Below are 25,376 nucleotides of genomic sequence, written 5' to 3'. Positions count from 1 at the left end.
ATCTTTAATGTAAAATTTATATGTTCTTCACTGCTTCTCTTATTGCATCTCTCATCTTTATGGCTTCTTCTCTAGCACATAAAGCAAACTCTTTTTCTCTATTTTCTTTTTTGTAAGCAAGGAGTATTCCTCTTGAAGAATTTACAACCCCACCATTTCCATTGTTTAAATATAGTGCAACATCTTCAGCTTTCCCGCCTTGTGCACCATATCCAGGTATTAAGAAAAACATATTGCTATAGTTTGATCTTATTTTCTTTCCTTCTTCAACATGAGTACATCCTATAACACCGCCAATTGCTGTATATCCACAACTTCCAGTATAATTTTTTCCCATTTCAGTAATTTTATCTGCTACAACTTCGTAAACTTTCTTATCTCCAGTAGTATCTAGATACTCAATATCTTCTGCACCTGGATTTGAAGTTCTAACTAAGCTAAACACACCTTTACTTCCCTTTTCTAAATAAGGTAGATATGGTTCAATACTATCCATTCCCATATATGGACTAAGTGTTATAAAATCAGCTTCAAAATCCCCATCAAAATGAGCCTTTGCATACATGGTTGCTGTAGCTGCTATATCTCCTCTTTTAATATCCGCTATGATAATTTCACCTTTATCTCTTAAATAGTCTAGAGTTTTCTTGTAAGCAATTAATCCTTCAAGTCCTAAAGCTTCATAGTAAGCAATCTGCACCTTAAAGCATGCTGATACATCCCAAGTCGCATCTATTATTTGTTTATTGAATTCAAAGATAGCTTCACTGTCAGTTCTACCTTCTTTTATATGATCTGGAATATAGCTTAATGCAGTATCCAACCCTACACAAACTACTCCTCTTTCTTCAACCCTATTGTATAATTTATCAATTATGTAATTTGTCATTTCAGATCTCCCTCCAACCCTATTTAGTCCACAGTCAGAATTCACAATTAATTCCTTTAGGAACTCATATCTTATAATTTTCTTAATTATGTTCTCCATTTTCTACTTATGATATTATTTAAGCCACTCTTATTTTACACTTGTCCGCTTCCTAATTTATAATCATAGTTGCGCCTAAAAATTCTCTATCTAGCTATACGCTTTTTTGATATGAAATGTTCTTAATTCACCCAAAAATTCTTTATTACGATTCTCTCATATTTCATATGTGTGTGCTTTTTTAATACGAAATGTTCTCTTTTGTGCTGCACTCTTTTTCTAATGTGAACTGTTCTTAATTGCGCTTCGCGCTTTTTCTAACGTGAAATGTTTTTTGTCGCGCTTCGCGCCTTTTTCTAATGTGAAATGTTCCCTATTGCGCTTCGCGCACATTTCATATGTGTATACTTAATTTCTCCACCCTTTATTGTCATAAGAATTTCACCGTAGAATTCCATACCTGTAAATGGCGTATTCCGTCCCTTTGATGCAAATTCTTCTGGATTCACTTTTAGGCATTTATTAATATCAACTAAAACTAAATCCCCTTCGACTCCGATGCTAATTTTTCCTTTATTCATTCCTAGGAGCTTTGCAGGATTATATGACATAAGCTCACTTAATTTATTTAGTGAAACATTGTTCTCTTTCACTAATTTCGTATAACATATTGAAAATGCGGTCTCTATTCCAACCATTCCAGGCGAACCTTTCATCTTCTCATCCGCTGTATGTGGAGCATGATCCGTTCCTATTGTATCAACCATACCCAATTTTATGGCATTTATTATTGCCTCTACATCCTCTTTTTCTCTAATTGGAGGATTTACTCTATAATCATTTATATCTCTTGTTAGACCAATATGATGAGGAGTAACCTCTAGTGTTATATTTGCGCCACTCACTTTTCCATCAATTATACATTTTATAGCTTCCTTTGTGCTGACATGGCACATGTGTAATCTAGCTTTACTTAGTTTAGCTAATTCTACATCTCTTATTGTCATCATATTCTCAGCTATCCTCATATCTACTTTGGAGAATTCAGGACTTTCAGCATGAGACATTATAACCCAGTTATTCTTCTTCGCAATTTCCATGGCTTCAAGCATTGTATTGGAGTTTGATATCCCAACTCCATCATCTGAAATTGCTTTAATTTCCTTATCACCTAAAAGCTCTTCTAAATGAGTTAATGTCACTCCATCAAAATCCTTTGTTACTGATAAACATTGATGAATATCTATTAAATTAATTTCTTTAGATTTATTTCTTACGTATTCTAGAACCTTTTTTGATGAACATATAGGGTTTGTATTTGCCATAAGACAAACTCCTGTGTAACCACCTTTTAGCGCTGCTCTAGATCCTGTTTCAATATCTTCTTTCCATGTAAGACCTGGATCTCTAAAATGTGCATGTGTATCTATAAATGATGGCATTAAAATCTTTCCTTCACACTCAATAGTTTCTACATCTATCTTAAAGATCTTTTGCCCTATTTCTTCAATTATTCCGTCCTTAATATAGATGTCGCCTATAAAATCTTGGGTTACATCTACTATCCTCGCGTTTTTAATTAACAGTTCCATATAACACCTCTTAATTCTTCTAAATTTCTGAAAGCTTTGTTATCTCATCGCAATATTCACATCTATATCTTCCATTCTCTTTATCTACTAAAATAAAAGAATGAGGTACATATTCTTCCTGGCTAGTTATGCAGCTTGGATTCTTACACTTAATTATATTTTCCACTTTATCAGGTAGCGTTGGCGTAACTTTATTTATTATCATTTCATCTTTCACTTCACAAATTGTTATTGTAGGTGAGAGTAATCCTAAAACAGTATAGTCAAGTTCAAAGCAGTTTTCTATCTTAATTATATCTTTCTTTCCAAGCTTCTTACTATCCGCATTAATTATCAAAGCAACACTGCAATCATTAGTGTCTAGTTTTAAGTACTTAAATATCTTAACTCCCACTCCTGCTTGGATATGGTCAATTACTATTCCATTCTTAATACTTGTTATTTCAAGCATCTTACATCACCCCCAAAAGCTTAATCATTAACGCCATTCTTACATACATTCCGTATTCAGCTTGCTTAAAGTATGAAGCTCTTCTATCTTCATCTACCTCATAAGCAATTTCATTTACTCTTGGCAGCGGGTGCATTACTATCATATCGTCTTTAGCCAGATCCATTTTCGCTCTGTCTAATATATAACTATCTCTTAATCTTAAATACTCTTCTTCATTAAAGAATCTTTCCTTTTGAACTCTTGTCATATATAAGATATCAAGACTTTCAATTACATCTTCTAATTTTTCTACCTCTATATATTCAATGTGATTTTTCGCTAAAACTTCTTCTCTTATATATTGTGGTATAGCAAGTTCTTTTGGAGATATTAATACAAACTTATTATTTTGGTATCTGGACATTGCTTTTATTAACGAATGTACAGTTCTTCCAAATTTTAAATCACCACAAATTCCGATTCTATGATTGTTTAACCCATTTTTTAAGCTTGTAATCGTAAGTAAATCTGCTAGGGTTTGAGTTGGATGTTGATGTCCACCATCACCAGCATTAATTATTGGAACGTTAGAATAGATACTTGCAACTTTTGCTGCACCTTCTTTTGGATGTCTCATTGTTATTATATCTGAATATATTGATACCATTTTAATTGTATCAGCTAAAGTTTCTCCTTTAGAAATTGATGTTGAATTCGGCTCTGAAAATCCGAGAATTTTACCACCAAGTCTCATCATTGCAGCTTCAAAGCTCAATCTTGTTCTCGTACTTGGTTCATAAAATAATGTAGCTAAAATTTTCCCGTCACAAATATGAGAAAATTCCTTTGGATGTGCGATTATTTGATGTGCTAAATTGAATATTTCATCTAATTCCTCTACCGTAAAATCCATAGGCTCTATTAGATGTTTAATATCTTTTATCATTTTATTATCACTCCTTCTTAACCTCTCTGTGTTAATTTAAAGGGAAAAATTATATAATACTATATAATAAAAAACCTTCCTTAAAATAAAGGAAGGCATAATAATCCTAGATCATTGGTATTATATAACTTCCTTATTGATCTCTCTGAATCAAATTAAAGGTTATTCTTTGTGTAAGAATACCATTTCTTTGAGGTTGTGTCAATAAAAATTATTTTATATAAATTTCAGATAAATTAGTTTAAATTTTAATTAGGTTATAAAAATAACTCCTAGTTTTCTAGGAGTTATTAATTATGTCTCTAAAAGTTGTTCATTATGTTATCCCACATCATTTTTCCACATTTAGCAAGGGTAACTGTTCCGTAAACACTATTAGGAATTCCCATTGAAAGAACAGTAAATGTAAAAGATCCTTTTGGTGAGTGGATCAAAGCTGTATCGTTTTCAACGCTAGCCTTATCGCCTGTCTTGCTTGATATTTCATATTTTAAATCATCAGGTATATAAAGTGCTAATTTGTTTTTCATTTGTTGTCTTTGTAATATATCCATAAGCATTTTGCTATTTTTCTCATCTAAAAAGCTTGAATTATATAAGTGTTTCCATATCTTTGATAGATCTAAAGCGCTTGTTATATTTTCAATTCCATTACTTACAGCTCTTTCATCTGAAGTTTTTCTATTTAATTTAGTATTTTTCAATCCTTGTGCTTCTATATCGTCATTTATCTTATCTATACCAACTATATCTATGAGCTTATTTGCTGCCGTATTATCACTTTGTATAAGCATTGCAACTAACAATTCAAATATAGTATATTCTCTATTATCAAATTCATGGAGTATTCCTGTTCCATAAACTTTATCTTCTTCTTCAATTTTTATTTTATCTAAAAATGTACTGTTCCCTTCTTGAACATGCTTTATTATAGATACTGCTATCGGCAATTTCATACACCCTGCACTTGTCATTTGAACATTTTCATTGTATCCATAACTAAAACCACTTTCTAAATCCTCAAAGAAAAATGAATATGTTCCTATTCTAGACTCTAAATATCTTTTTATTTCTTTCATAATACCCACCGCTTTCTAAAAATACTACTAAATGTCATTAGGTATCTTATGAGTACTAAATCACTAGTATAATTTGGTACTCATATTAAGTTAACTAATCGGCAAATGATATCCCTATTCTCTTAGCTACAGCTACTAACTCTCCATCTTGATCTACTTTCTTGTTATTACCAATGACATTTTCTAAACTATCATAAGTAATTTCATTACCTTTTAAGCATACCATGCTTCCGAACTTACCTTTATTGATAAGCTCTATTGCTTCAACACCATATCTTGTTGATAATATTCTATCATATGTTGATGTAGTTCCACCTCTTTGAATATGACCAAGAACTGTACATCTAACTTCTCTATCCTTAACTAACTTTTCCAAATCTTCAGCTATCTTATTTCCAATACCACCAAGTCTAATTGGATCTGGACTATCTTCAACTATCTTAGATACTATAACATCGCCGTTCTTAGGTTTTGCACCTTCTGCTACAACAATTATAGTGAATAACTTTCCATGTTTTTTTCTATCTTCAATTTTTTCTACAACTTTATTTATATCATATGGAATTTCAGGTAGTAGTATAACATCTGCTGAACCAGCTATTCCTGATTCCAATGCTATAAAACCTGCATTCCTTCCCATAACTTCTAGAATCATAATTCTATGATGAGATTCTGCAGTTGTATGCAGTCTATCTAATGCTTCCGTTGCTATACCTATAGCTGTATTAAAGCCAAACGTTACATCAGTTGACCCTAAATCATTATCTATAGTCTTTGGAACGCCAATAACATTTACTCCTTTTCTTGAAAAATCTCTAGCTGATGTTAATGTTCCATCTCCACCAATTACAACTAAAACGTCTACACCCTCTTTTTTTAAATTCTCAACTGCTACATCGGATACATCTTTTTTTACTATTTGACCATTTTCTTCTACTGAGTAATCAAACAAATTATCTTTATTTGAACTATAAAGAATTGTTCCTCCTCTTGATATAAGGCCTGATACAGCTCCTAAATCTAATGAAATAAAATCATTGTTATATAATCCTCTGTAACCGAATTTATATCCAATAACTTCATATCCATAATTTAAAATTGCTGATTTCGTTACTGCACTTATTACTGCATTTAAGCCTGGGCAATCTCCTCCTCCAGTTAATAGAGCTATCTTTTTAATATCTTTGGACATCTTCTAATCCCCCTATACCATAATCTTCATTGGAAATTATTGTTCCGATTAAATTATCATTATTTTCTGACTATTTACTTAATAATATCACAAACTTTAATTTATGAAAAGTATTAATTTACAATATATTCATTCTTTAAATAAGAATTGAAATTTTTAATTTTAATATTTAGTCGTTTCTCTTAAATTTTCATTATTATTCCTAGGAATTTTGATCCTAAATTATTATAAAGAAAGACTATTTTGAATTTTACCTACATTAATTACTATACCCAAACTTACATTAAGTATTATATTTTATAAATTAATATTTAGAAGTGTTATTTCTATTTTTATTAATAAATTCCGTAGATTATTAACTATTAGGTTATAATTAACTTCTTATAATAATTAATCTTAAGTGCTATCATTATTTAAGTTTCTTTTTAACATATATGCTTAATTGCGTTTCTGAATTTTATTCCCCATCAAACTCTTAACGTATTCAAATAATAAATATAAATTTACTATTTGAATACACTTATTTGTTTTAATTCTTTTTTATAAAAAAATCGCAGACTACTGTGGATACAGAGATTCTTTTCACGCATCTGCCTTTTCGAATGCATGTGAGAAAAATTTAGCGGTCGAATAAAAAAAGTTGAATTAGCGTGTAGCTAATCCAACTCTTTCTTTTTATAATGTGAAATTTAAAAAACCAAAGAACATAAGTATTCCAAATACTATACCTGCACCTATTCTATAAACTGCAAATACACGCATTGGTCTTTTCTTCAAATAAGAAACAAATTTATCCATAACAACGACTGATACTACAAATGCCACAATAAAACCTACTACTAATGAAATCCATGAAGTCAAATTCATTCCTGAATAGTCAAATTCCATAAGATCTTTTGCAGATGCTCCTATCATAGCTGGAATAGCTAAAAAGAATGAAAATTCAGCAGCTATTGGTGTTGAAAGGCCTGCAATCCATCCTCCCATAATAGTCGATGCACTCCTTGACATTCCTGGCCATACTGAAAGTACTTGGAATACTCCTACCTTTAGAGCTTGCATTGGAGTTATACTGTCTAAACTCTTTGTTGCATGTTTGTTACTTTTTCTAAACATGTTTTCAATTATTATTAATAGAATACCTCCAACTATAAATCCTATAACAACAGCTTCAGGATTAAATAAACTTTTTATCTTTTTATAAAATAATAATCCTATTATCAGCATTGGTATGCATCCTACTATTACATTTATACCAAAGTTAAAACCTGTTTTACCTTCTTTTCCTTTTGTAAATATATATCTGAAAAATTCAATTACGCTGTTTTTTATCTTCTTCCAATATAAAACAACAACGGCCAATATTGCACCTAATTGAATTACAACCTCATACATTTTAACAAAGTCACCCTTAAAATTAATGATGCTTGACGCCAGTATCATATGTCCAGTTGATGACACCGGAATAAATTCTGTTAATCCTTCAACTATTGCTATTATTATAGCTTTGATTATAAATAAAATATCCAATCCCACTTAATTTTCACTCTCTTTCTTTTTTGTTTACTTATTTACTTTTTTAACCATATTAATATATTTTAAACCTATTAGGTCTTATTTCATATTAAAAAATTATTAATTTTTTAATAAATTCACTATATTTCTCTTTACTCTCACCAAAATTCACTTTGCTCTGTATTTCTAAGATAAATAATACTTTGTCCAATTTTAATGCTTATAAGATTCTAAACATAATTTATTATTTCAATATATAAATATAATGACTATTCCTTAATCAAATTCTTATTTTACAAGTTAGTCAAACAATTAAGGAGCAACTTAATAGTTCCCCCTTAATCTTTATTATTATTTCTCTATTACACTCATTATGCTTTTTTCTTCATTTTCTATGTTTGGTACATAGCTCTTTAATACTGTAAAATTACCAACTAATTCGTAATCTCCAAGAGTTGCTGGGATGAAGATACTATCTCCCATAAGCATTTTTTCTTCTCCACCACTATATTTAATTACACCATTACCTTCAACACATGTAAATAAATAAAATCTTCCCTCATCACTCGTTTCTTTTACAGATGTAGTAATTTTATATTTTTGTATTGTAAAATATTCATCTAAACAAAGATATGATTTATCATATCCATCTCTTTCAATTAGAATCCCTTTTGAATTCTCCCCTTTAAGAGAAAAATCTATTACATCTAATGCCTTTTCTACATGAATTTCACGACCTCTATTATAATCGTAAACTCTATATGTAGTATCACTATTTTGTTGAATTTCAGCAATTAATACCCCTTCACATATAGCATGAACTAATCCACTTTGCACAAAGAAAAAGTCGCCCTTTTTAACTGGAATCTTATTTAAGTACTTATCTAATTCCCCTTCTTCTATTGCTTTCTTAAATTTTTCCTTATCGCAATCTTTTGTTCCCACTATTAATGAAGCATTCTCTTCTGCATCAACTACATACCAAGCTTCTGTTTTTCCAGAATCTTTTTCAACCTTATTTGCATACTCATCATCAGGATGGACTTGGACCGAAAGTTTATCTTCTGCTGTTATTAGTTTAATTAAAAGTGGAAATTCTTTAGTACTTATTTCAGTACCTAAAAGTTTTTCTCCATATAGATTTATTATTTCATCAAACGTTTTACCTTTTAATTCTCCATTTTCTACTTTACCAGTCCCATTTTTATGACAAGCTATATCCCAACTTTCTCCTATTACACCTTCTGGAACATTATTTCTAAATTTCTCTAGGTGCTTTCCACCCCATATTCTCTCGTAATATAGGTTTTCAAACTTAATTGGATACATACTACTCTCCCCCTATCAAATGACTATTTTATACTTGTTTCCAAGTTTATATTATATAAATAATTATCTTAATAAAATAATTTTAAATCTGGTATTTTTAATGTTGCCCCGTTTCTTTTATTATATGCATCAGATAAATTCCTTACTCTATTATAATTTTCGCTTATTGTATCTTTATCCTCTTCACTTGTTTTATCATTTATGCCATCATATGCTGCCTTAAAATTAACTAGCCCTCTGCTTAAATCTCCTTCTATAGCTACATAATAACATCCAGCATTATTTAGCGTTAGTATATCATTTTTATCAATAGCATATGCCGCTCTTATTTCCTTAAGAGCATCCTCACCTTTTTCTTTATTTAAATACACAGTTCCTAGCGCTCTATGATATTTAATTTCTTTTGAATTTATTGCTATACTCTTTTTCAATAAATCTATAGCTTCGTCTTGTCTTTGATTTGCTACTTTAATTAATGCCATATTATAATATACTTCTGCATCATTAGGATTCATTTTAGATGCTAAGGTATAATAATATAATCCTCTAGAACTATCCTTAACTGTATTTCCATAATACTCTGCTAATTTAATTAATATATTATAATTAAAAGGTTCCTTATATAAAGCAGTTCTAAAATACGGCTCTGCATTTTCACTCTTATCTTGTTTTTCCATTATCTCTGGCATCAAGAATCCATAGTTATCTGCATAGTCTTTGTTTAGAGATATACTCTTTTCGCAATTCTTAAGTGCATCATCATAATTTTCATCACTATAATCTTCCAATGACATTGCGTGATATCCTATAAATGAGTTTGGATCACTCTTTATCATTTCATTTATAACATCTCTTGCTTTTTCTGATTCACCCAAATTCTGATATGTGTTAGATTTAATAAGTGCCAAATTTATACTTCCAACATCTTTACCTTCTAACTCACTAATTAAATTATTAGCCTTTTCAGCAGAATCTTTATCTTTAGAGTAAATCTCTGCCTGCCACATCTTATATGCAAGTTCACCTGAATCTTTTTTCTCAAGTGCTGAAATCTTATTTAAAATGTCAGTCTTATTATATTCTGCAATTTGCGTTATTACATCAAAAACTTTGACTTCATTTTTATCTTTATGCCATGCATCTTTTAATAATAACAGCCCTTGATCTAAATTATTCATCATCATATTCATTCTAGCTAAATCTGCCAGATCCGATGCATTTCCATCATCTCTTGGATAATTATCAATTATTTCTTTCATTTTATCTTTCTTGTCATTTGCCATATAAATAGTAAACATTGTTTTTAACAAATTCTTATCTGTTGGATAATCCATCAAAAACAATTCACCATATTGCAAAGCCTTATCATAATCTCCGTTCATAAAAGACGTAAACACTATATAATTTGTAAGTTCTCTATCTTTAGACTCAAAATTATCTATATTTTTTTGCTTCTTACCATCAACTATTTTATTTCTAGCTAAATAAACTTTTGTAAGAAGTTCATTCGAATCTGCAAAATCTCCTTTTACAGAATAAATTTCTGCAATTTTTAAATTCCATATTGGCCATTCATCTTTTTCTTGTTCTTGATACTTATTATATTCTTCAATTGCAGCATCATACTTATCATTATAAAAATCCTCTTCAGCACTATTAGCTGCAATAGTAAGCTTATCTTTTGATGACTCAATTCTAGATTTAGAGATTACATTCGTTATCATAACCGCGCTCAGGCAAATTACTATAATTACAGGCGGAGTAAAATATCTGTCTTTCTTGAAGTCGCTTATGTATTTAAAATACTTACTTTTTTTCAAATCATTTATGTACGTAAAATATTTGCTATTTTTAAAATCGCTTATATACTCTATAACTGATTTCTTCACGAATAAATCACACCTTACTTTTATAATCAATTCATACTTGTCCTCTATTTTAACAAACTTTGATATAAAAATCTACTTTTTGACTAACATTCATTAAATTGTAACTATATATTCATAAATATATTAAAACTTTTACATTTTAAATCAGTAAATTTCTAGATTAAACTTCTCAATATAAATAGAATTAAATTTTCTGCCTTTAAATATTCCCATATCCTTATTTTGAATATTAAACAATTTTAATTCAAATTCTATCTAGTTTAAGCCCTTCGTACCTTAAAATCCTTCTTATAAAAAAGCACATTAGTGGCATTTAGATGCACTCATACTACTTAAAGCACTGAAACAATTGTATTTGCAGCCCAAATCTTTTTATACTTTCCTTATTGCTAAAAAAGAGCAAGATCTTAATCCTGCTCTTTTTTAGCACTGTAAACATTATTTTTTAGATAATTATACATTAAATCTAAAATTAACAACATCTCCATCTTGCATTATATAGTCTTTTCCTTCTAGTCTAAACTTACCTTTTTCCTTAGCTGCAGCTTCTGAACCACATTCAACTAAATCATTATAAGAAACCACTTCTGCTCTTATGAATCCTCTTTCGATATCAGAGTGAATCTTACCTGCCGCTGCTGGTGCTTTAGTTCCTCTTTTGATTGTCCAAGCTCTTACTTCTTGTACTCCGGCTGTTAAGAAACTCATAAGGCCAAGTAATTTGTAGCTAGCTTCAATTAATTTATCTAATCCTGATTCATCCAAACCATATTCACCTAACATTTCAGCTTTTTCTTCATCATCAAGACCTGATAATTCTTCTTCAATTTTAGCACTTACAACCATAACTTCCGAATTTTCACTAACTGCATATTCCTTAACTCTTTTAACATAATCATTATCAAAATTACCTTCCATAACATCATCCTCAGAGATGTTACAAGCATATAGAACTGGCTTTGAAGTAATTAAGAATAAGCTCTTTATAAAAGCTTCTTCTTCATCAGTAACTTCTAAAGTTCTAACTGGTTTGTTTGCTTCTAAATGTTCTTTAATTCTTTCCATTACTCCATATTCAAATTTAGCAGTCTTATCACCAGATCTTGCAAGCTTTATAGATTTTTCCATTCTTCTCTCTAAAACTTCTAAGTCTGAAAAAATTAATTCTAAATTTATAGTTTCTATATCTCTTATAGGATCAACAGAACCTTCAACATGAACAACATTTCCATCATCAAAACATCTTACAACATGAACAATTGCTGCAACTTCTCTGATATGAGATAAAAACTTATTTCCTAAACCTTCACCCTTTGAAGCTCCTTTAACTAATCCTGCTATATCATAAAATTCTATTGCTGTATATACCTTTTTCTTTGTATTATACATTTTTTCTAAAACATCTAATCTTTTATCCGGAACACTTACTACACCAACATTTGGCTCAATTGTACAGAATGGATAATTAGCTGATTCAGCTCCAGCTTTTGTTATCGCATTAAACAACGTACTTTTACCTACGTTCGGTAAACCTACCATACCTAATTTCATCTATGTACATTCCTTTCTTATATCGAACTTTTACTTAAAGATATTCAAAATATACCTTAACTTTTAATATACCTTTAAAAATTATACTCTAGAACCTTTTTTATTTCAACTTTATATTATCACAAAAGGCATATTCAGGCATCTGTAATAATCAATTACTATTGAAAAATTATATACTAAGATACTGCACTTAATAGTAATTCAAAAAAACTAATTAGATCTATATTATAAATGTTTAATCCCTCATAAACTTAAGTTTAAATAATTATATGATTTACCTAATAAGCGACATATGTGCAAGTATTCCTTTGGGACTAAAATTATATATAATTTACCACGGTTATTCCTACCCAATATTCAAATACTATACTTGGTTAAGCATTTATTCAATGTCTTCAATTGAATTTTATCTTATCTATAGCTACTGTAATATCACCATTTCTTCAAGTGGAAGATAACGATAGCATGACTCTAGATAAAGTTCAACTAATATTCACTTTATATTTTTCTTGGATAAATCTGAATTAAATATGTAAATTTTTAAGATTGAAGGTGAGAAAATGAATAAGTCTATAAAATCTTTAATTGCTCTTTCTTTAGCAATGAATCTAATTACTCTTGTTCCTCAAAAACCTGCACTTGCTGCAAGTGATAATGATACCGATTCAAATGAATGTTTTCAAGAAGATGGTGTCTTTGGAGATATTTTAGATGTTGATAACATAAGAGATATTTTTTCTTCTTTTAGTGATGAAGATGAACTTAACTGGTATTACGTTGGTAAAGGAAAAGATCAAATTGCAGAAGGTCCAAAGGAATCCGTTAGCTTCTTAAAAGAAAATTCTGCTTATTACCTAGGTGATACATCAAAAAAAGTTCTATATCTTACTTTTGATGAAGGATATGAAAATGGTAATACCGGAAAGATTTTAGATATATTAAAAGAATGCCAAGTACCTGCAGCCTTTTTTGTTGTCAAACCATACATAGACACTCAGCCAGAACTAATAAAACGTATGGTTGATGAAGGACATGTAGTTGGTAATCACACAGTTCATCATCCTTCTATAGCTCAAATACGTGATAAAGAAAAATTTGAAGCAGAATTTACTGGAGTAGAGAATGCTTTTAAAGAACTTACTGGTCAGGATATGCCTAAGTTTTTTAGACCACCTATGGGTAAGTATTCAAAAAAATCATTAGCAATGACAAAGGATTTAGGGTATAAAACTATATTCTGGAGTTTCGCTTATAAAGATTGGTTAGTAAATAATCAGCCTTCAGAAAGTTATGCTGTAGAGAAGATATGCAAGGGTGCCCATCCAGGTTCCATAATGCTTCTGCATGCTGTCTCAAACACAAATACAAAGGTATTATCATCAGTTATTAAAACACTTCAAAAGGAAGGTTACGAATTCAAATCACTTAATGATTTACCTACGGAATAGTAAATCCAGCCATAGAGTATATTAACAATTCCAGTACTATATACAATGGTTAGATTCACTTAAATACTTTCAAAACAAGAATAACTATAGATATTCAATTATAAAAGTTATATCATTTTAGTGTGTTTTAAATTTATCTTAGTTACATACTAAAATGTTTTAACTTTTATTTTTTTAATCTATAGTCATCTACTTATCATTACTAGTTAGAGAACTTTTAAAAAGTATCTCCTAAACCAGTATTTTATATAATTATTATTTTATAAATTTACTTACATCTTCGCTTACTTTAACAGAAGAATTTTTTGATACAATAATATTTTTTATTATTTTAAAATCCTCTGCACTATACGACATAGGATTAATTAAGTACGTGTCCTCTGCAGAATTTTTATTCTTCTTCTTATCATTTTTATAAAAGCTAATTATAAAAAAATCTTTTCTCTTATTTTTAGGCTCATTTCCTTTACCTATAAGAATAGCTTTTATATTACTATACTTAATCGATTTTATTAAATCATTATTTCTATAGAACTCTATTGCATCCTCTTTAATTAATATGTCTTGACTATACTCCACAAAAACTGAAAGTGCGGTAACTATTCCTGCAAAAAAAAGCACCCACATAGGAGCACTTTTTAATCCTCCTTGTAAAGCTCCAAAGATTATTCCTATAATTATCTCTATTATTGCAACTCCTATCATTACACCATTTTTTTTCTTTAAAACAATAGGAAATTTTGCGTTTTCCAATGCTAATTCCTCCTTAAAATTACTATAATATATAGACAGACTAAGTGAAACCTGAACTTATGCATATTTTTTATATTCAAAATATATATCTTATGTTAATAAATATTATACAGTACATATGCAATCTTTTTCAATACTTGTTAATATTATTCCTTAGTCATTTATTAATCCATTAATCACCAAAAAATTAAACGTATCAAAACCTCATATGAGCACAAAATATAAAAAAGGAGGTGTATCATATGCCACGTAAAGATGGACCACACAAACCAGGATCAAGCAATCCAATGCAAAAAGGTGTAAGAAGAAGAAGACTTCATGCTAACCAAGATAATGTGGGCGATCCAAAAAATAGGCCCGAATACGAAAATTTTGATGGAGAACCAGTAGAATAAAAGTACATAAGAGATACTTACTTTAATTGAATTCTTAGTAAGTATCTCTTATTATAATTAATCATTTTTGCATTGCTACATCTTGGGATAAATTATTTTATTTACTGTTTCTGTAATCAATTCTTTTTCTTTAGCTGATTTTTCTATGATACTATCTAATTCACTATCAAGTTTCTCAAAAAATTCTTCATTTCTAAGCCCATTTAAATTTACTTTAACATTTATTATGGAACTTTCTATAGCACAATGTAGTAAAATTGCTGAAATTGCTAAATCTGATAGCAACATCTTATTTCCATACTTCGCCATAACATTAAGGTTCTTATAAAATTCCAAGCTTTCTCTAGCTAAAATTAAAGGCGCTTCCATAGACTTTATAGTATTCTCTTTTATAGCCAATTTTCTCTTTTCTTTTTCTTTTTCAGTATCTTTAGGCAACTTATAAGAATCCATTAACTTCAAAAAGTTCTCTCTATCTTCTTCCATAAGTTCTAAACTCCTTACAGTGAACTCTTTAGATTCCTTTTGAAATTTTATTATACTTTCTTTTTCATCCTCTTGAAGACTCATATATGCTTTTTTGTCTACTGTCAGAGAATAAACCATAGAATTCAATGCACCAGATAATGCTGCAATAAGACCCGCCACACTTCCGCCACCTGGAGCTGGCAAATCTGATTCTAATTCACCTAAAAATTGTTTTATAGTTTCGTCACAAAATTTCATATAATATTATTCCCCTATCTATAGTCGTATTTTTTTATATTACTTATTGCTGATACCTAATCTATATTTTTATTATCTAGAATCGATACTAGATACCCTAAGTATATCCAAAATATCATTGAAATAAAACTTATTGTATATACTAATACACTTTCAAATAAGTTTACTGCAAGAATACCCGCTATAATTGATGTTATTACTGTCATCTGGTTTTTTTCTCTTCTGTTTAACTTATCTAGATGTTGTATTATAAACACCAAGATCATTGCTATGAACATAAGAAATAGTAGTAACGAAATAAGTCCATTTACCGCGGCTATTTGCACATATATATTATGCATCCCTCCAAGTTCAATTCCAGGTAAATAACTTCCTATTCTTGCATTTCTAACCGCTTCTATAAGATTACTATTTCCTACACCAGTCAAAGGATTTTTTTCTATTACTACAGATGCTGAAGTCCAAATAATATTCCTCTCTGTTGTAAAAGCCTCCAAATGACTTTTAACCATTTCAAAAAATACTCCGCAAAAAAGTATTGGTACTAAAACAAGTGCCACTCTAATATATTTATTTTTACTGTATATAAATATAGATAGATATATTACAGCTATTATCACCAAATATGCACTTCTTCCATGTGAACCAATCATAGTTACTGCCTGTAATATTATATTTCCCATCCACAACATCTTAAGCTTGTGACTTCTTGATATATAATTGAGATATACACACATAACTATAGATAATGAAGTTGCTATAGAAAGAGCATTTTCATTTTCAAAGACTCCCTTTGTGCTTCCAAATACCACTTGTCCGATTTCTATATTTATTCCCGAATATCTCATTGCCAGTGATATAATAGAAGCAACCATCATAAAGATTACATAAGAATAGGTAATTATGTTCATCTCTTTAATAAGCTTCTTTTTTGCTCTAAATACATCAACTGTAAATATTACCACAAATATAATCAAATTAACAATCCAATCTTTAATGTTATTAACACTTCTATAGATAAAAATGTTAAATATTAAAGTCACTATCATAAATAATGCCAATGGAATATCAAATTTATAAATTTTTCTTCTCTTATATCCTTCGATAACCATGAATAAAATTAAAAGCATCCCCCAAGCTATTGTTATATTGCTTAGAATTTTTATTCCTGGCACATCTTTGAGCATAGTTACAAATGTTAGGCTTACAAATAAGTACAATAACTTAAAATAAAATTTATTATCTAAGAAATCATATATATTTTTAATTGCTTCTCTCATATACTTTTTTATACACTCCTTTTAGCTTTTCAACTAATACTTTTTCTGAATAGCTAAAAATTGTTTGTTCTCTAATTTTATATTTATCATACATTTTATGATTTTCTTTTATTTTTCTTAACGCTTCGGCTAAATCCTCCACATCATTCTTTTTAGCTATTATTCCATTATCTTCTTTTATAATATCTTCTGCGCCACCATTATCAGCTCCAATTACCGGCTTCCCACATGCAAGCGCTTCAATGTATACAACTCCAAATGTCTCATGTTCAGATGGTAATGCAAATGCATCACATTCCTTCATTTCCTTCGAAACTTCTTCCCTCGATAAAGCTCCTAGAAGTATTACCTGCTTTTCAATATTCAATTCTTTAATAAGTGATTCCAATGATGGTTTAAGGGTTCCGTCTCCACCAATTCTTAATCCTACATTTTCATTTTTGAAAACTCTAGAAAAAGCTTTAATTAAACATTCAATTCCCTTTCCTTCTTCAAGAAAAGCACATGAAAAAAATTTAAAATCTTCATCCATATTGGTACTCTTTTTAATATTTTCATCCACAGAAAATAGATTCAAATCTACCATGTTGTGAATAACTTCGATAGGTTTATTTACATATTCTTGAATTTCTCTTTTTAATCCAGACCCAACTGCAATCAAATAATCCGAATTTTCATAAGCATTGTAAATATATTTTTTATAACTTTCTCTAGTATACTTTGCATACTTAAGAGATGAATGTTCTGTTAATACTAATGGAACATTATATTTCTTACTTATATATGAAGCAGCTATTCCCCCCCAAAAAGCTGAATGAGCATGGATAATATCAACCTTTCCTTCATTTTTAACAATTTCTTGATACATCTTATCCATTCTTTTATTGAAACTCTTAAACATTAATGGACTTTTAGGTAAATAATTATAATCTTTATATCTATAAGTTCTAAGGTTATCTTCTACATTAAAGTTTATGCCTCTCTTTTCATGAATTTTTCCAAACATAGTAATAGGCCAAATTTCATTGTATGCGACAGTAATCTTCTCTCCACTATTTGAAAGAGCTTTAAATTGTTCCTTAAAAAAACTTCCATGAACTTTGTTTCTTGGAGATGAATACCAAGATGGAATAACCATTATGTGCATTTATTCACTTCCTTCTAATATATTGTTCAACCTTTCCACAATTGAATTCCATTCGTAATTGATATCTGGCTCACAATATATCTTATTATTTTTATGCATTTCTATTAATTTATAGATATGATTTTTTATTTCTTTACTATTATTCTCAGTTACAACACATTTTCTATGATTTTCTACCACTCTTTTAATTGGATCATCTTTATCCCCATAAATAACAAATATCCTACCTTGTGCCCCAAAATAGTCATAAATTTTAGCTGGTATTTGCTTTGAATTTTTATTACCAAATAAAAGCAAAACCTCTCCATTTAACATGTATTTAAGCGCCTCATCGAATGGTATTCTAGGGGATACATTCGCTATTTCTAAATTTTGCAGTTTCTTCCTAGCCTCTATATCATCTATATTTCCAAAAAACAACACATTTAACTGATTATATATTTCTAAGTTCTCTGTTTTTATTTCTTCAAGCGCTTTTACAAAAGGTCCTATATCTCTAAGCTTAGAAAATATTTCTCCTGTATATATTATGTTAAGTTTATCTTTCTTTATAAGCTTAGGCGCTTTCTCATGTAATAATTTATCGTATAATTTCGCATCAAAACCTCTATTTAATATAAAAGTCTTACTATTATCTAAAATATTATAATCTTTTAAATATTCATCTCTATTGGCATCAGTCACAAATATAAATTTATCTGCCAGATTAACAATATCTCTTTCCATATTCTTTTCTAAAACCTTTTTTACAATAAAAGATTTTTCTCTTGTTGAATCTTTAAGCCATGGATCACTCCAGTAAGTAATCCATGGTACGCTTGGATACTGCTTTTTTATATAATAAGCACATAAATGTGAAGATGGCGGCTCATGCATAGAAAATATAACATCAAATTTTTCTTTCTCCATTAACTCTATTCCATATTTTCCTGCTTTTCTTGCCCATGAATAATACATATCTGGTATTGCTAATGCATTTTTTATTTTCCGTAATACTTTTCTTCTATTAGTATTTCCTATTTTTGAAGGCGAATTATTGTAGCTTTCACTATTTCTTGGCATAAACTTTTTAAAGATAAGTCCACCATCAATAATATGCGTTTTGATTTTATCATTCATCATAGAGCGTAATACTTCATCATAATATATTGAATCTTTAGGAAAATTAACAGTTAGAAGATGCACTTCATTATCATTAATCTCACTTAACTTATTTAGATATTGTAAAGTTTCAATAGCTGCTGAATTATTTATCAATGGTGAATAGCAGGCAATAAATAATATCTTCATATACCATCCTCCTATCTTTTTATCTTTTTTAAAATTAATTCTTTTATTTCCACTAGTTCTTCAACCTTGAATAAATAACATAAACCAAGATATATAGCTGCTCCAATACTCACTCCAAGTAATAGGATTGTAATTGAATTAAATTTATTTTCGAAGTAAATTAATAACGTTAAAAGTACCGCTCCCATGATTATTGAATTCATTATTATTATACTTACTTTTTTTAATATCTCTGTTATGTTAAAGTTTTTTTCTAATTTAATTATATTTATAAATAAGAGTACCGATGTTACTATCATAGCTATAACTGAAGCTAATGCTATTCCCATAATACCTATATACTTAGATAAAGTTATGCTAAATATTATGTTAATCACAACACCAATTATACCATTTATTGCTGTCACTTTTGTCTTTCCACTGGAGAATAAAGTTGAATTCAAAATATCTCTTACTCCTGTAAAAAATATTCCCGCTCCGTATCCTAACAATGCAAGTGTTGTAATATTTATCGCATAACCAGTAAACTCGCCCCTAGCATATACAATTGTTATTATGTCTCTACTAAATATCATAACTCCAACACTAATTGGAATTAATAATATAGATAAATATATAATTGATTTTTTTAAAATCTCTAAAAACCCAGACACATCTCCTCTATTTCTCATATTAGCCATAAGAGGATATGCTACGCTGGTAACTGATGTTGTTATAATTGCATTTATAAAAACAATTAACTTCTGCGCATAATTTAAAGCTGAGACTGAACCATCTGGCAGCTTCAACGCAATATACTGATCAACAGCCATATTTAACGAGTTCGCTCCTGCTCCTATAATTACTGGAAGAATCAATACCATAATTGCCTTTAATCTATCATCTTTAAAGTTTATAAAAAGTTTATATTTATACTCATGTGTAATCAACGATGGTACCTGAACTGCTACTCTAAAAAAATTCCCTATTACATTGGCAATGGTCAATCCTAAAATATCATAATTCCTAAACAACAATAAATATAATATCATAGGCAAATTAAAAAACAATCCTAAAATTGACGGAATTACAAAATCTTCATTTACTTGTAATAATGCGGTAAAACATGCATTAACCGATAAAAATAATATATTCACAAGTGTAATCCTTAATAACTTTATTGCAATTAGTCCTGTTTCCTCAGCTGGCCCCAGTATATGGACTATTTCTTTCGAAAAAAGGCTTGTTATAACAAAAAGAAAGAATGATATAATAAAAAGTATGTTTATTATATTGTTTGCAAAATCATTCATCTCTTTTTGTCCCTTTTCAGCTCGAACTTTGCTGAGCATTGGCAAAAATGCAGTTGAAATTGCAAGTCCAACTAAAGTAAATATTGTTTCTGGTATAGACACTGCAATATTATAAGCATCAGTATATATTCCAGCACCAAAATTTTTAGCAATAAGCATGTCTCTGGCAAAACCTAAAAATCTACTAATCAATGATACTATCATTATTACAAATGTAGATTTTATTAAGCTACTTTTTTGTTTCATTTAATCACCTATTTATTTCTGTGTTATAATGTTCAGCTTTTCTATTAAACACTAATCTGCTTATTCCTATATTTTAATACTAACAATAAAAACTTAGGAATAGCCATTAATCTCTTTATTCTAAAAGGTTCTTTCGCAACTCTGTATAACCATTCTAAGCCTAGAGATATCATCCATTTGGGTGCCCTTTTGAGCTCACCTGCAAATATATCAAAAACACCACCAACCCCCATAAAGATATGCACATTTGAATTTCCAATAATTTTTTCAATAAATATCTCTTGCCTTGGGGAACCCATTGCAACAAAAACAGCCCATGGATTCCCACTTTTTACATCTTCAATTATATCACTACAATTATTTAAATCAAAAAAACCATTATGAAAACCAGATATCTTTAGTTTAGGAAACTCATTCTTTATATTTTCAACACATTTTTTAATAGTTTCCTCTTTCGAGCCCAATAAATATATAGATCTTTCTTCTAAATTTGCTTTAATTAATATCTCTCTAAATATATCAATTCCTGCTATCTTTTCTTTAACAGGTTTTCTTAATATCTTTGAGGCAATAACAGTTCCAACTCCATCTGGTATAATAATTGAACTCTCGCTTTTAAAATTCTTTTTAAGCTCAAGATTATTTAATCCATTAAAGAGAACTTCTGGATTTCCAGATATTATATTTACCTTTTCAAAATTTTCAATATAGTTCATTAACGCATTTTTATCCCTATTAAAAATATTAAAATCAAGTATTTTTGTAAACATATTTATCTCCTAAATCTTAGGCAATATATCGTATAGAATTTACAATTATTAATTAAAGTCTGATAACAAATAAAAAACTATGTTAACCAAAATTCAAAATTGAAAAATATACATTGCCATGTTTATTTTATAGTTCTATTTAACATTTGATCTATCTCTATTACGATATCATCTTCCGGAGCTATTTTTTTTGCAAGTTCCAAATGAATTTTTGCTTGCTCTTTGTCTCCTAAGTTTATATAGCACATTACTATATTAGTACAGATTTCAACTTCCTTAGAAGCTTCAAAGGCTTTTCTAAAATATTTTATAGCTTCTTCATATTCACCAATACATGCATAATTCATTCCAAGTTCATTAACTGTTTCAAGACTTCCTGATTCTATAGTAAGACTTTTATTCAAGTAATGAATAGCTTTATTATAGTTTTCAATTCTTCTATACCCAACACCTAGATAGTAATAAACTAAAGGATTTTCATTAAATTCTTCACTTAGTGGTAATAACAATTCTATTGCTTTCTTAGGTTCATCTTTTAAATATTCAACCGCTTTCTCAAAGTGACTTATATTAGTAATATCCCCTATTATCTTATCAATTTCATCCGTTTTTTTACCACCCTTATTTATATACTCATTTATTTCCACTTCTGCACCTTTATAATCACCATCATCTTTAAGTATTAATGCATTATACAGATGTGGTTCTGGCGATTTTTCAAACTTTTCCTTAAATTCTTCAATATCTTCTAATAAAATTTCCGAAAATCCAGAATCTTTTTCTCTTATTGTCTCTCCTATCGCTAGAAGTTTAGTTAAAATTTCTTCTTCTCTTGTATACCTATAAAGACCTTTTAGCAGAAGATAAGCATCTTCTAATCTATCTTTTTTTATTCTATCTGCAATAAGACTCTTCACACATTCTTCTGCATCTGGTATATAAGATAGAATTGTTCCATAATCATCATTATATTTAACATTTTTATCTGCTCCAAAAGTAATAAATATACCCTCCACAAAGTAATATATAGGCAGGTTACTTAACTTAACTTCATCATTTACATTTGATACAACATAATCCGAGCTTATAGGCAAATACAGATCATCATTCTTAAAGTTAACGCCTTCTGGTATATTAAGACTTCTTTTGAACCCTTCTTTATTCATTTCTAAAAATAATAATTTACTTAATTTATCTTTATACATTGTCTTGTAATTACTCATTTTACACCTCTTGTTTAAATCTCACTTTATAGATATCCAACTCTAGAACTAAATTTATATGGTAACTTACCGAAATCATAAATATTTTGATTCCGAAAAGCTATGAAAATATTGCTGAAGATCTAGTAAATATGTTTATCTAATAAGTCAAATATTTAATTATCATTATCAATACTTAACCAATTTATAATTCTAAAATTTAGAATGCACAATTATTGAGCAGATTTCCCAGGAAATTTGTAATAATACAATTCTATAAATTTCTTAAAAGAATTTATTTCTTAATTGTGCAGTGTACATTAAATTTATCAATTGTTTAAGTATTCATTAATAATAATTGGTGGACATTCACTTTTTGATTTCATAATTAAAGAAATTGCTATCACCAAAAGATGATAGCAATTTATAAGGAAACTCGACTCACATTCGTTCGCTGAGTACTCACAGAGTAAGCGACCATCATCAAATCACAGATTTGGCTGTCTGCTTAACTGATTCACACAAAATCTCAGATTTTAGCTCTCTACTTATGGAAACTTAGCTTAATTGTGAATTAATTATTTCCATTACTTTTTCTTTAAATGTAGCAATATCTTTCTCAGCATTGTCTAAGCTGTTGCTCTTAACTGCTAAATAAACTTTCATCTTTGGCTCTGTTCCTGATGGTCTTACTACAAAATATGAACCATCCTCTAAAATGTACTTTAATACATTTGACTTAGGTAAGTCAATAGGAGCCTTAGTGTTATTTACAGTGTTTTCCTCAACACTTAATTTGTAATCTAATCTTGTAACGATTTTCACACCATTAACTTCACTTGCTGGATTATTTCTTAGTGCTTCAATGCAGTTTGCTATCTTCTCTTGACCTTCTTTTCCTTTTAGTTCTAATGATACAAGAGTTTCTTTAAAATATCCATACTTTTCATATAAATCTATTAATGCATCATAAAGACTCTTGCCTTGTTCTTTATAATATAAGCACATTTCACATACTAACATTGCTGCAATAACAGCATCTTTATCTCGTACAAAGTTTCCAGCAAGATATCCATAGCTTTCTTCAAATCCGAAAATATAATTTCTATCTCCTGCATCTTCAAATTCTCTTATTTTTTCTCCAATGTATTTAAATCCTGTTAATACATCCATAAGCTCAATATCAAAATCTTCAGCAATACTTCTAGCACCTTCTGTTGTTACTATTGTTTTAATTACAACACCATTTTGTGGCAATTTATTAGTTTCTTTCATTGAACTTAATATATAATTAGTTAATAATAATCCTGTTTGGTTACCAGTTAATACCTTGTATTCTCCAGTGCTATCTTTAACTACAAGACCTATTCTATCGCAATCTGGATCAGTTCCAAAAATTATATCTGGATTTTCTGTTTTAGCCATCTTTAATGCTAATTCAAATACATCCGGATTTTCTGGATTAGGATACGATGCTGTTGGGAAATTTCCATCTGGAGCTTCTTGTTCCTTAACAACTTTAACATTACTATAGCCTAATTCTTTTAATACGGTTCTTACTGGAACATTACCAGAACCATGAATTGGAGTATATATTACATTTAAATTACTAGCTTTTTCCTTAACTAAATCTGTCCTTATAGTTAATCCCTTAACTTTTTCATAGTAGACCTTATCTACATCTTCTCCAATATATTTTAATAGCCCTTTCTCTAAGGCAACATTTTCATCTATGCTTTCAATCTTTGAGAAATCATCTACCGCTTTAACAGAGTTAATTATCATTTTTGCTTTTTCATCTGTTACTTGGCCGCCAAATTCATCATAAACTTTATATCCATTATAAATTTTCGGATTATGTGATGCAGTAATTACTATACCACCATTACATTTTAATTCTCTAACTGTAAAAGACAATACAGGAGTTGGTCTTAAACTTTCATATAAATATACTTTTATATTATTTGCACATAAGTTAAGTGCAGCTGCTTTTGCAAATTCCTTAGACATATTTCTTGAATCATATGCAATTGCAACTGAAGGATCTTTAAAATTATCATTTAAGTAATTAGCAAATCCCTGAGTAGATTGAGCAACAGTATATATATTCATTCTATTGCTTCCTGCACCTATTACCCCTCTTAATCCACCAGTCCCAAAATCTAAATCTTGGTAAAATCTATCTTCAATCTCCTTTTCGTCAGATATGCTCTTTAATTCATTCTTAGTTTCCTCATTAATAAAGTCAGAGTTAATCCACACGTTATACTTTTCCTTATAATTCATTTTCTGATCCCCTCTCTGTGTTTTTTCTCCTATACATTATACAATATTTATCCATAATATAAAAACACTTTTATATATTTTGCATCA

General features: G+C 29.2%; 21 protein-coding genes. 2 read left to right on the top strand and 19 right to left on the bottom strand.

Annotation, left to right across the window (positions count from 1 at the left end):
* Positions 1-16: 16 nt before the first annotated feature.
* From pyrF to ychF, 10 genes are all read right to left on the bottom strand, one after another.
* Positions 17-889 carry an orotidine-5'-phosphate decarboxylase gene (gene pyrF / locus KEC93_RS05395; RefSeq protein ID WP_011968346.1) on the bottom strand — a complete coding sequence of 291 codons (873 nt, stop codon included), beginning with the start codon at positions 887-889 and terminating at the stop codon, positions 17-19.
* A 395-nt stretch (positions 890-1,284) separates the two neighbouring features.
* Entirely contained in the window at positions 1,285-2,520 is a 1,236-nt protein-coding gene (locus KEC93_RS05390; protein ID WP_077868074.1) for a dihydroorotase, read from the bottom strand.
* A gap of 19 nt (positions 2,521-2,539) precedes the next feature.
* Positions 2,540-2,971, bottom strand: coding sequence for an aspartate carbamoyltransferase regulatory subunit (locus tag KEC93_RS05385; RefSeq protein ID WP_011968344.1), 432 nt, complete (start codon positions 2,969-2,971; stop codon positions 2,540-2,542).
* Position 2,972: 1 nt separating this feature from the next.
* The gene (gene pyrB / locus KEC93_RS05380; protein WP_011968343.1) at positions 2,973-3,899 is read right to left on the bottom strand and encodes an aspartate carbamoyltransferase; all 927 of its coding nucleotides are present in this window, start codon (positions 3,897-3,899) and stop codon (positions 2,973-2,975) included.
* Positions 3,900-4,201: 302 nt separating this feature from the next.
* Positions 4,202-4,978 (bottom strand): serine hydrolase, encoded by a 777-nt coding sequence (locus KEC93_RS05375; RefSeq protein ID WP_011968342.1) that lies wholly within the window; start codon positions 4,976-4,978, stop codon positions 4,202-4,204.
* Between the two features lie 94 nt (positions 4,979-5,072).
* Positions 5,073-6,170 (bottom strand): 6-phosphofructokinase, encoded by a 1,098-nt coding sequence (locus KEC93_RS05370; protein ID WP_011968341.1) that lies wholly within the window; start codon positions 6,168-6,170, stop codon positions 5,073-5,075.
* Between the two features lie 675 nt (positions 6,171-6,845).
* Complete coding sequence (locus KEC93_RS05365) at positions 6,846-7,706, bottom strand: undecaprenyl-diphosphate phosphatase (RefSeq protein WP_011968340.1); 861 nt, start codon at positions 7,704-7,706, stop codon at positions 6,846-6,848.
* Between the two features lie 330 nt (positions 7,707-8,036).
* A complete protein-coding gene (locus tag KEC93_RS05360; RefSeq protein ID WP_011968339.1) occupies positions 8,037-9,014 on the bottom strand; it encodes a type I phosphomannose isomerase catalytic subunit in 978 nt (325 codons plus the stop codon).
* Between the two features lie 68 nt (positions 9,015-9,082).
* On the bottom strand, positions 9,083-10,903 hold the full coding sequence (locus KEC93_RS05355) for a tetratricopeptide repeat protein (RefSeq protein ID WP_011968338.1): 1,821 nt from the start codon (positions 10,901-10,903) through the stop codon (positions 9,083-9,085).
* A gap of 453 nt (positions 10,904-11,356) precedes the next feature.
* The gene (gene ychF / locus KEC93_RS05350; RefSeq protein ID WP_011968337.1) at positions 11,357-12,454 is read right to left on the bottom strand and encodes a redox-regulated ATPase YchF; all 1,098 of its coding nucleotides are present in this window, start codon (positions 12,452-12,454) and stop codon (positions 11,357-11,359) included.
* A gap of 560 nt (positions 12,455-13,014) precedes the next feature.
* Between ychF and pdaA the strand changes: the two genes are divergently transcribed.
* Positions 13,015-13,902, top strand: coding sequence for a delta-lactam-biosynthetic de-N-acetylase (pdaA, locus tag KEC93_RS05345; RefSeq protein WP_011968336.1), 888 nt, complete (start codon positions 13,015-13,017; stop codon positions 13,900-13,902).
* Positions 13,903-14,157: 255 nt separating this feature from the next.
* Here pdaA and KEC93_RS05340 read toward each other — a convergent pair whose 3' ends face one another.
* The gene (locus KEC93_RS05340; protein ID WP_011968335.1) at positions 14,158-14,655 is read right to left on the bottom strand and encodes a hypothetical protein; all 498 of its coding nucleotides are present in this window, start codon (positions 14,653-14,655) and stop codon (positions 14,158-14,160) included.
* Positions 14,656-14,897: 242 nt separating this feature from the next.
* Here KEC93_RS05340 and KEC93_RS05335 point away from each other — a divergent pair, with 242 nt between their 5' ends.
* Positions 14,898-15,050, top strand: coding sequence for a clostri-philic family protein (locus tag KEC93_RS05335; protein WP_011968334.1), 153 nt, complete (start codon positions 14,898-14,900; stop codon positions 15,048-15,050).
* Between the two features lie 75 nt (positions 15,051-15,125).
* On the opposite strand, the gene KEC93_RS05330 is transcribed toward KEC93_RS05335, so the two are convergent.
* From KEC93_RS05330 to KEC93_RS05295, 8 genes are all read right to left on the bottom strand, one after another.
* A complete protein-coding gene (locus KEC93_RS05330; protein WP_011968333.1) occupies positions 15,126-15,776 on the bottom strand; it encodes a cyclodeaminase/cyclohydrolase family protein in 651 nt (216 codons plus the stop codon).
* A 56-nt stretch (positions 15,777-15,832) separates the two neighbouring features.
* Positions 15,833-17,056, bottom strand: a complete 1,224-nt coding sequence (locus KEC93_RS05325) for an O-antigen ligase family protein (protein WP_011968332.1) — start codon at positions 17,054-17,056, stop codon at positions 15,833-15,835.
* A complete protein-coding gene (locus KEC93_RS05320) occupies positions 17,040-18,203 on the bottom strand; it encodes a glycosyltransferase (protein ID WP_011968331.1) in 1,164 nt (387 codons plus the stop codon). Before KEC93_RS05320 ends, KEC93_RS05325 begins: the two co-directional genes overlap by 17 nt.
* Entirely contained in the window at positions 18,204-19,493 is a 1,290-nt protein-coding gene (locus tag KEC93_RS05315) for a glycosyltransferase family protein (protein ID WP_011968330.1), read from the bottom strand.
* An 11-nt stretch (positions 19,494-19,504) separates the two neighbouring features.
* Positions 19,505-21,031, bottom strand: a complete 1,527-nt coding sequence (murJ, locus tag KEC93_RS05310) for a murein biosynthesis integral membrane protein MurJ (protein WP_011968329.1) — start codon at positions 21,029-21,031, stop codon at positions 19,505-19,507.
* Positions 21,032-21,075: 44 nt separating this feature from the next.
* Complete coding sequence (locus KEC93_RS05305) at positions 21,076-21,801, bottom strand: WecB/TagA/CpsF family glycosyltransferase (RefSeq protein ID WP_011968328.1); 726 nt, start codon at positions 21,799-21,801, stop codon at positions 21,076-21,078.
* Between the two features lie 122 nt (positions 21,802-21,923).
* Positions 21,924-23,024, bottom strand: a complete 1,101-nt coding sequence (locus tag KEC93_RS05300; protein ID WP_077855664.1) for a tetratricopeptide repeat protein — start codon at positions 23,022-23,024, stop codon at positions 21,924-21,926.
* 537 nt (positions 23,025-23,561) lie between these two features.
* Positions 23,562-25,289 carry a phospho-sugar mutase gene (locus KEC93_RS05295; RefSeq protein ID WP_077869257.1) on the bottom strand — a complete coding sequence of 576 codons (1,728 nt, stop codon included), beginning with the start codon at positions 25,287-25,289 and terminating at the stop codon, positions 23,562-23,564.
* Positions 25,290-25,376 lie beyond the last annotated feature (87 nt).

The organism is Clostridium beijerinckii (assembly GCF_018223745.1).
Taxonomy (GTDB): Bacteria; Bacillota; Clostridia; order Clostridiales; family Clostridiaceae; genus Clostridium; species Clostridium beijerinckii.
This window is presented reverse-complemented; position numbering and strand designations above follow the sequence as displayed.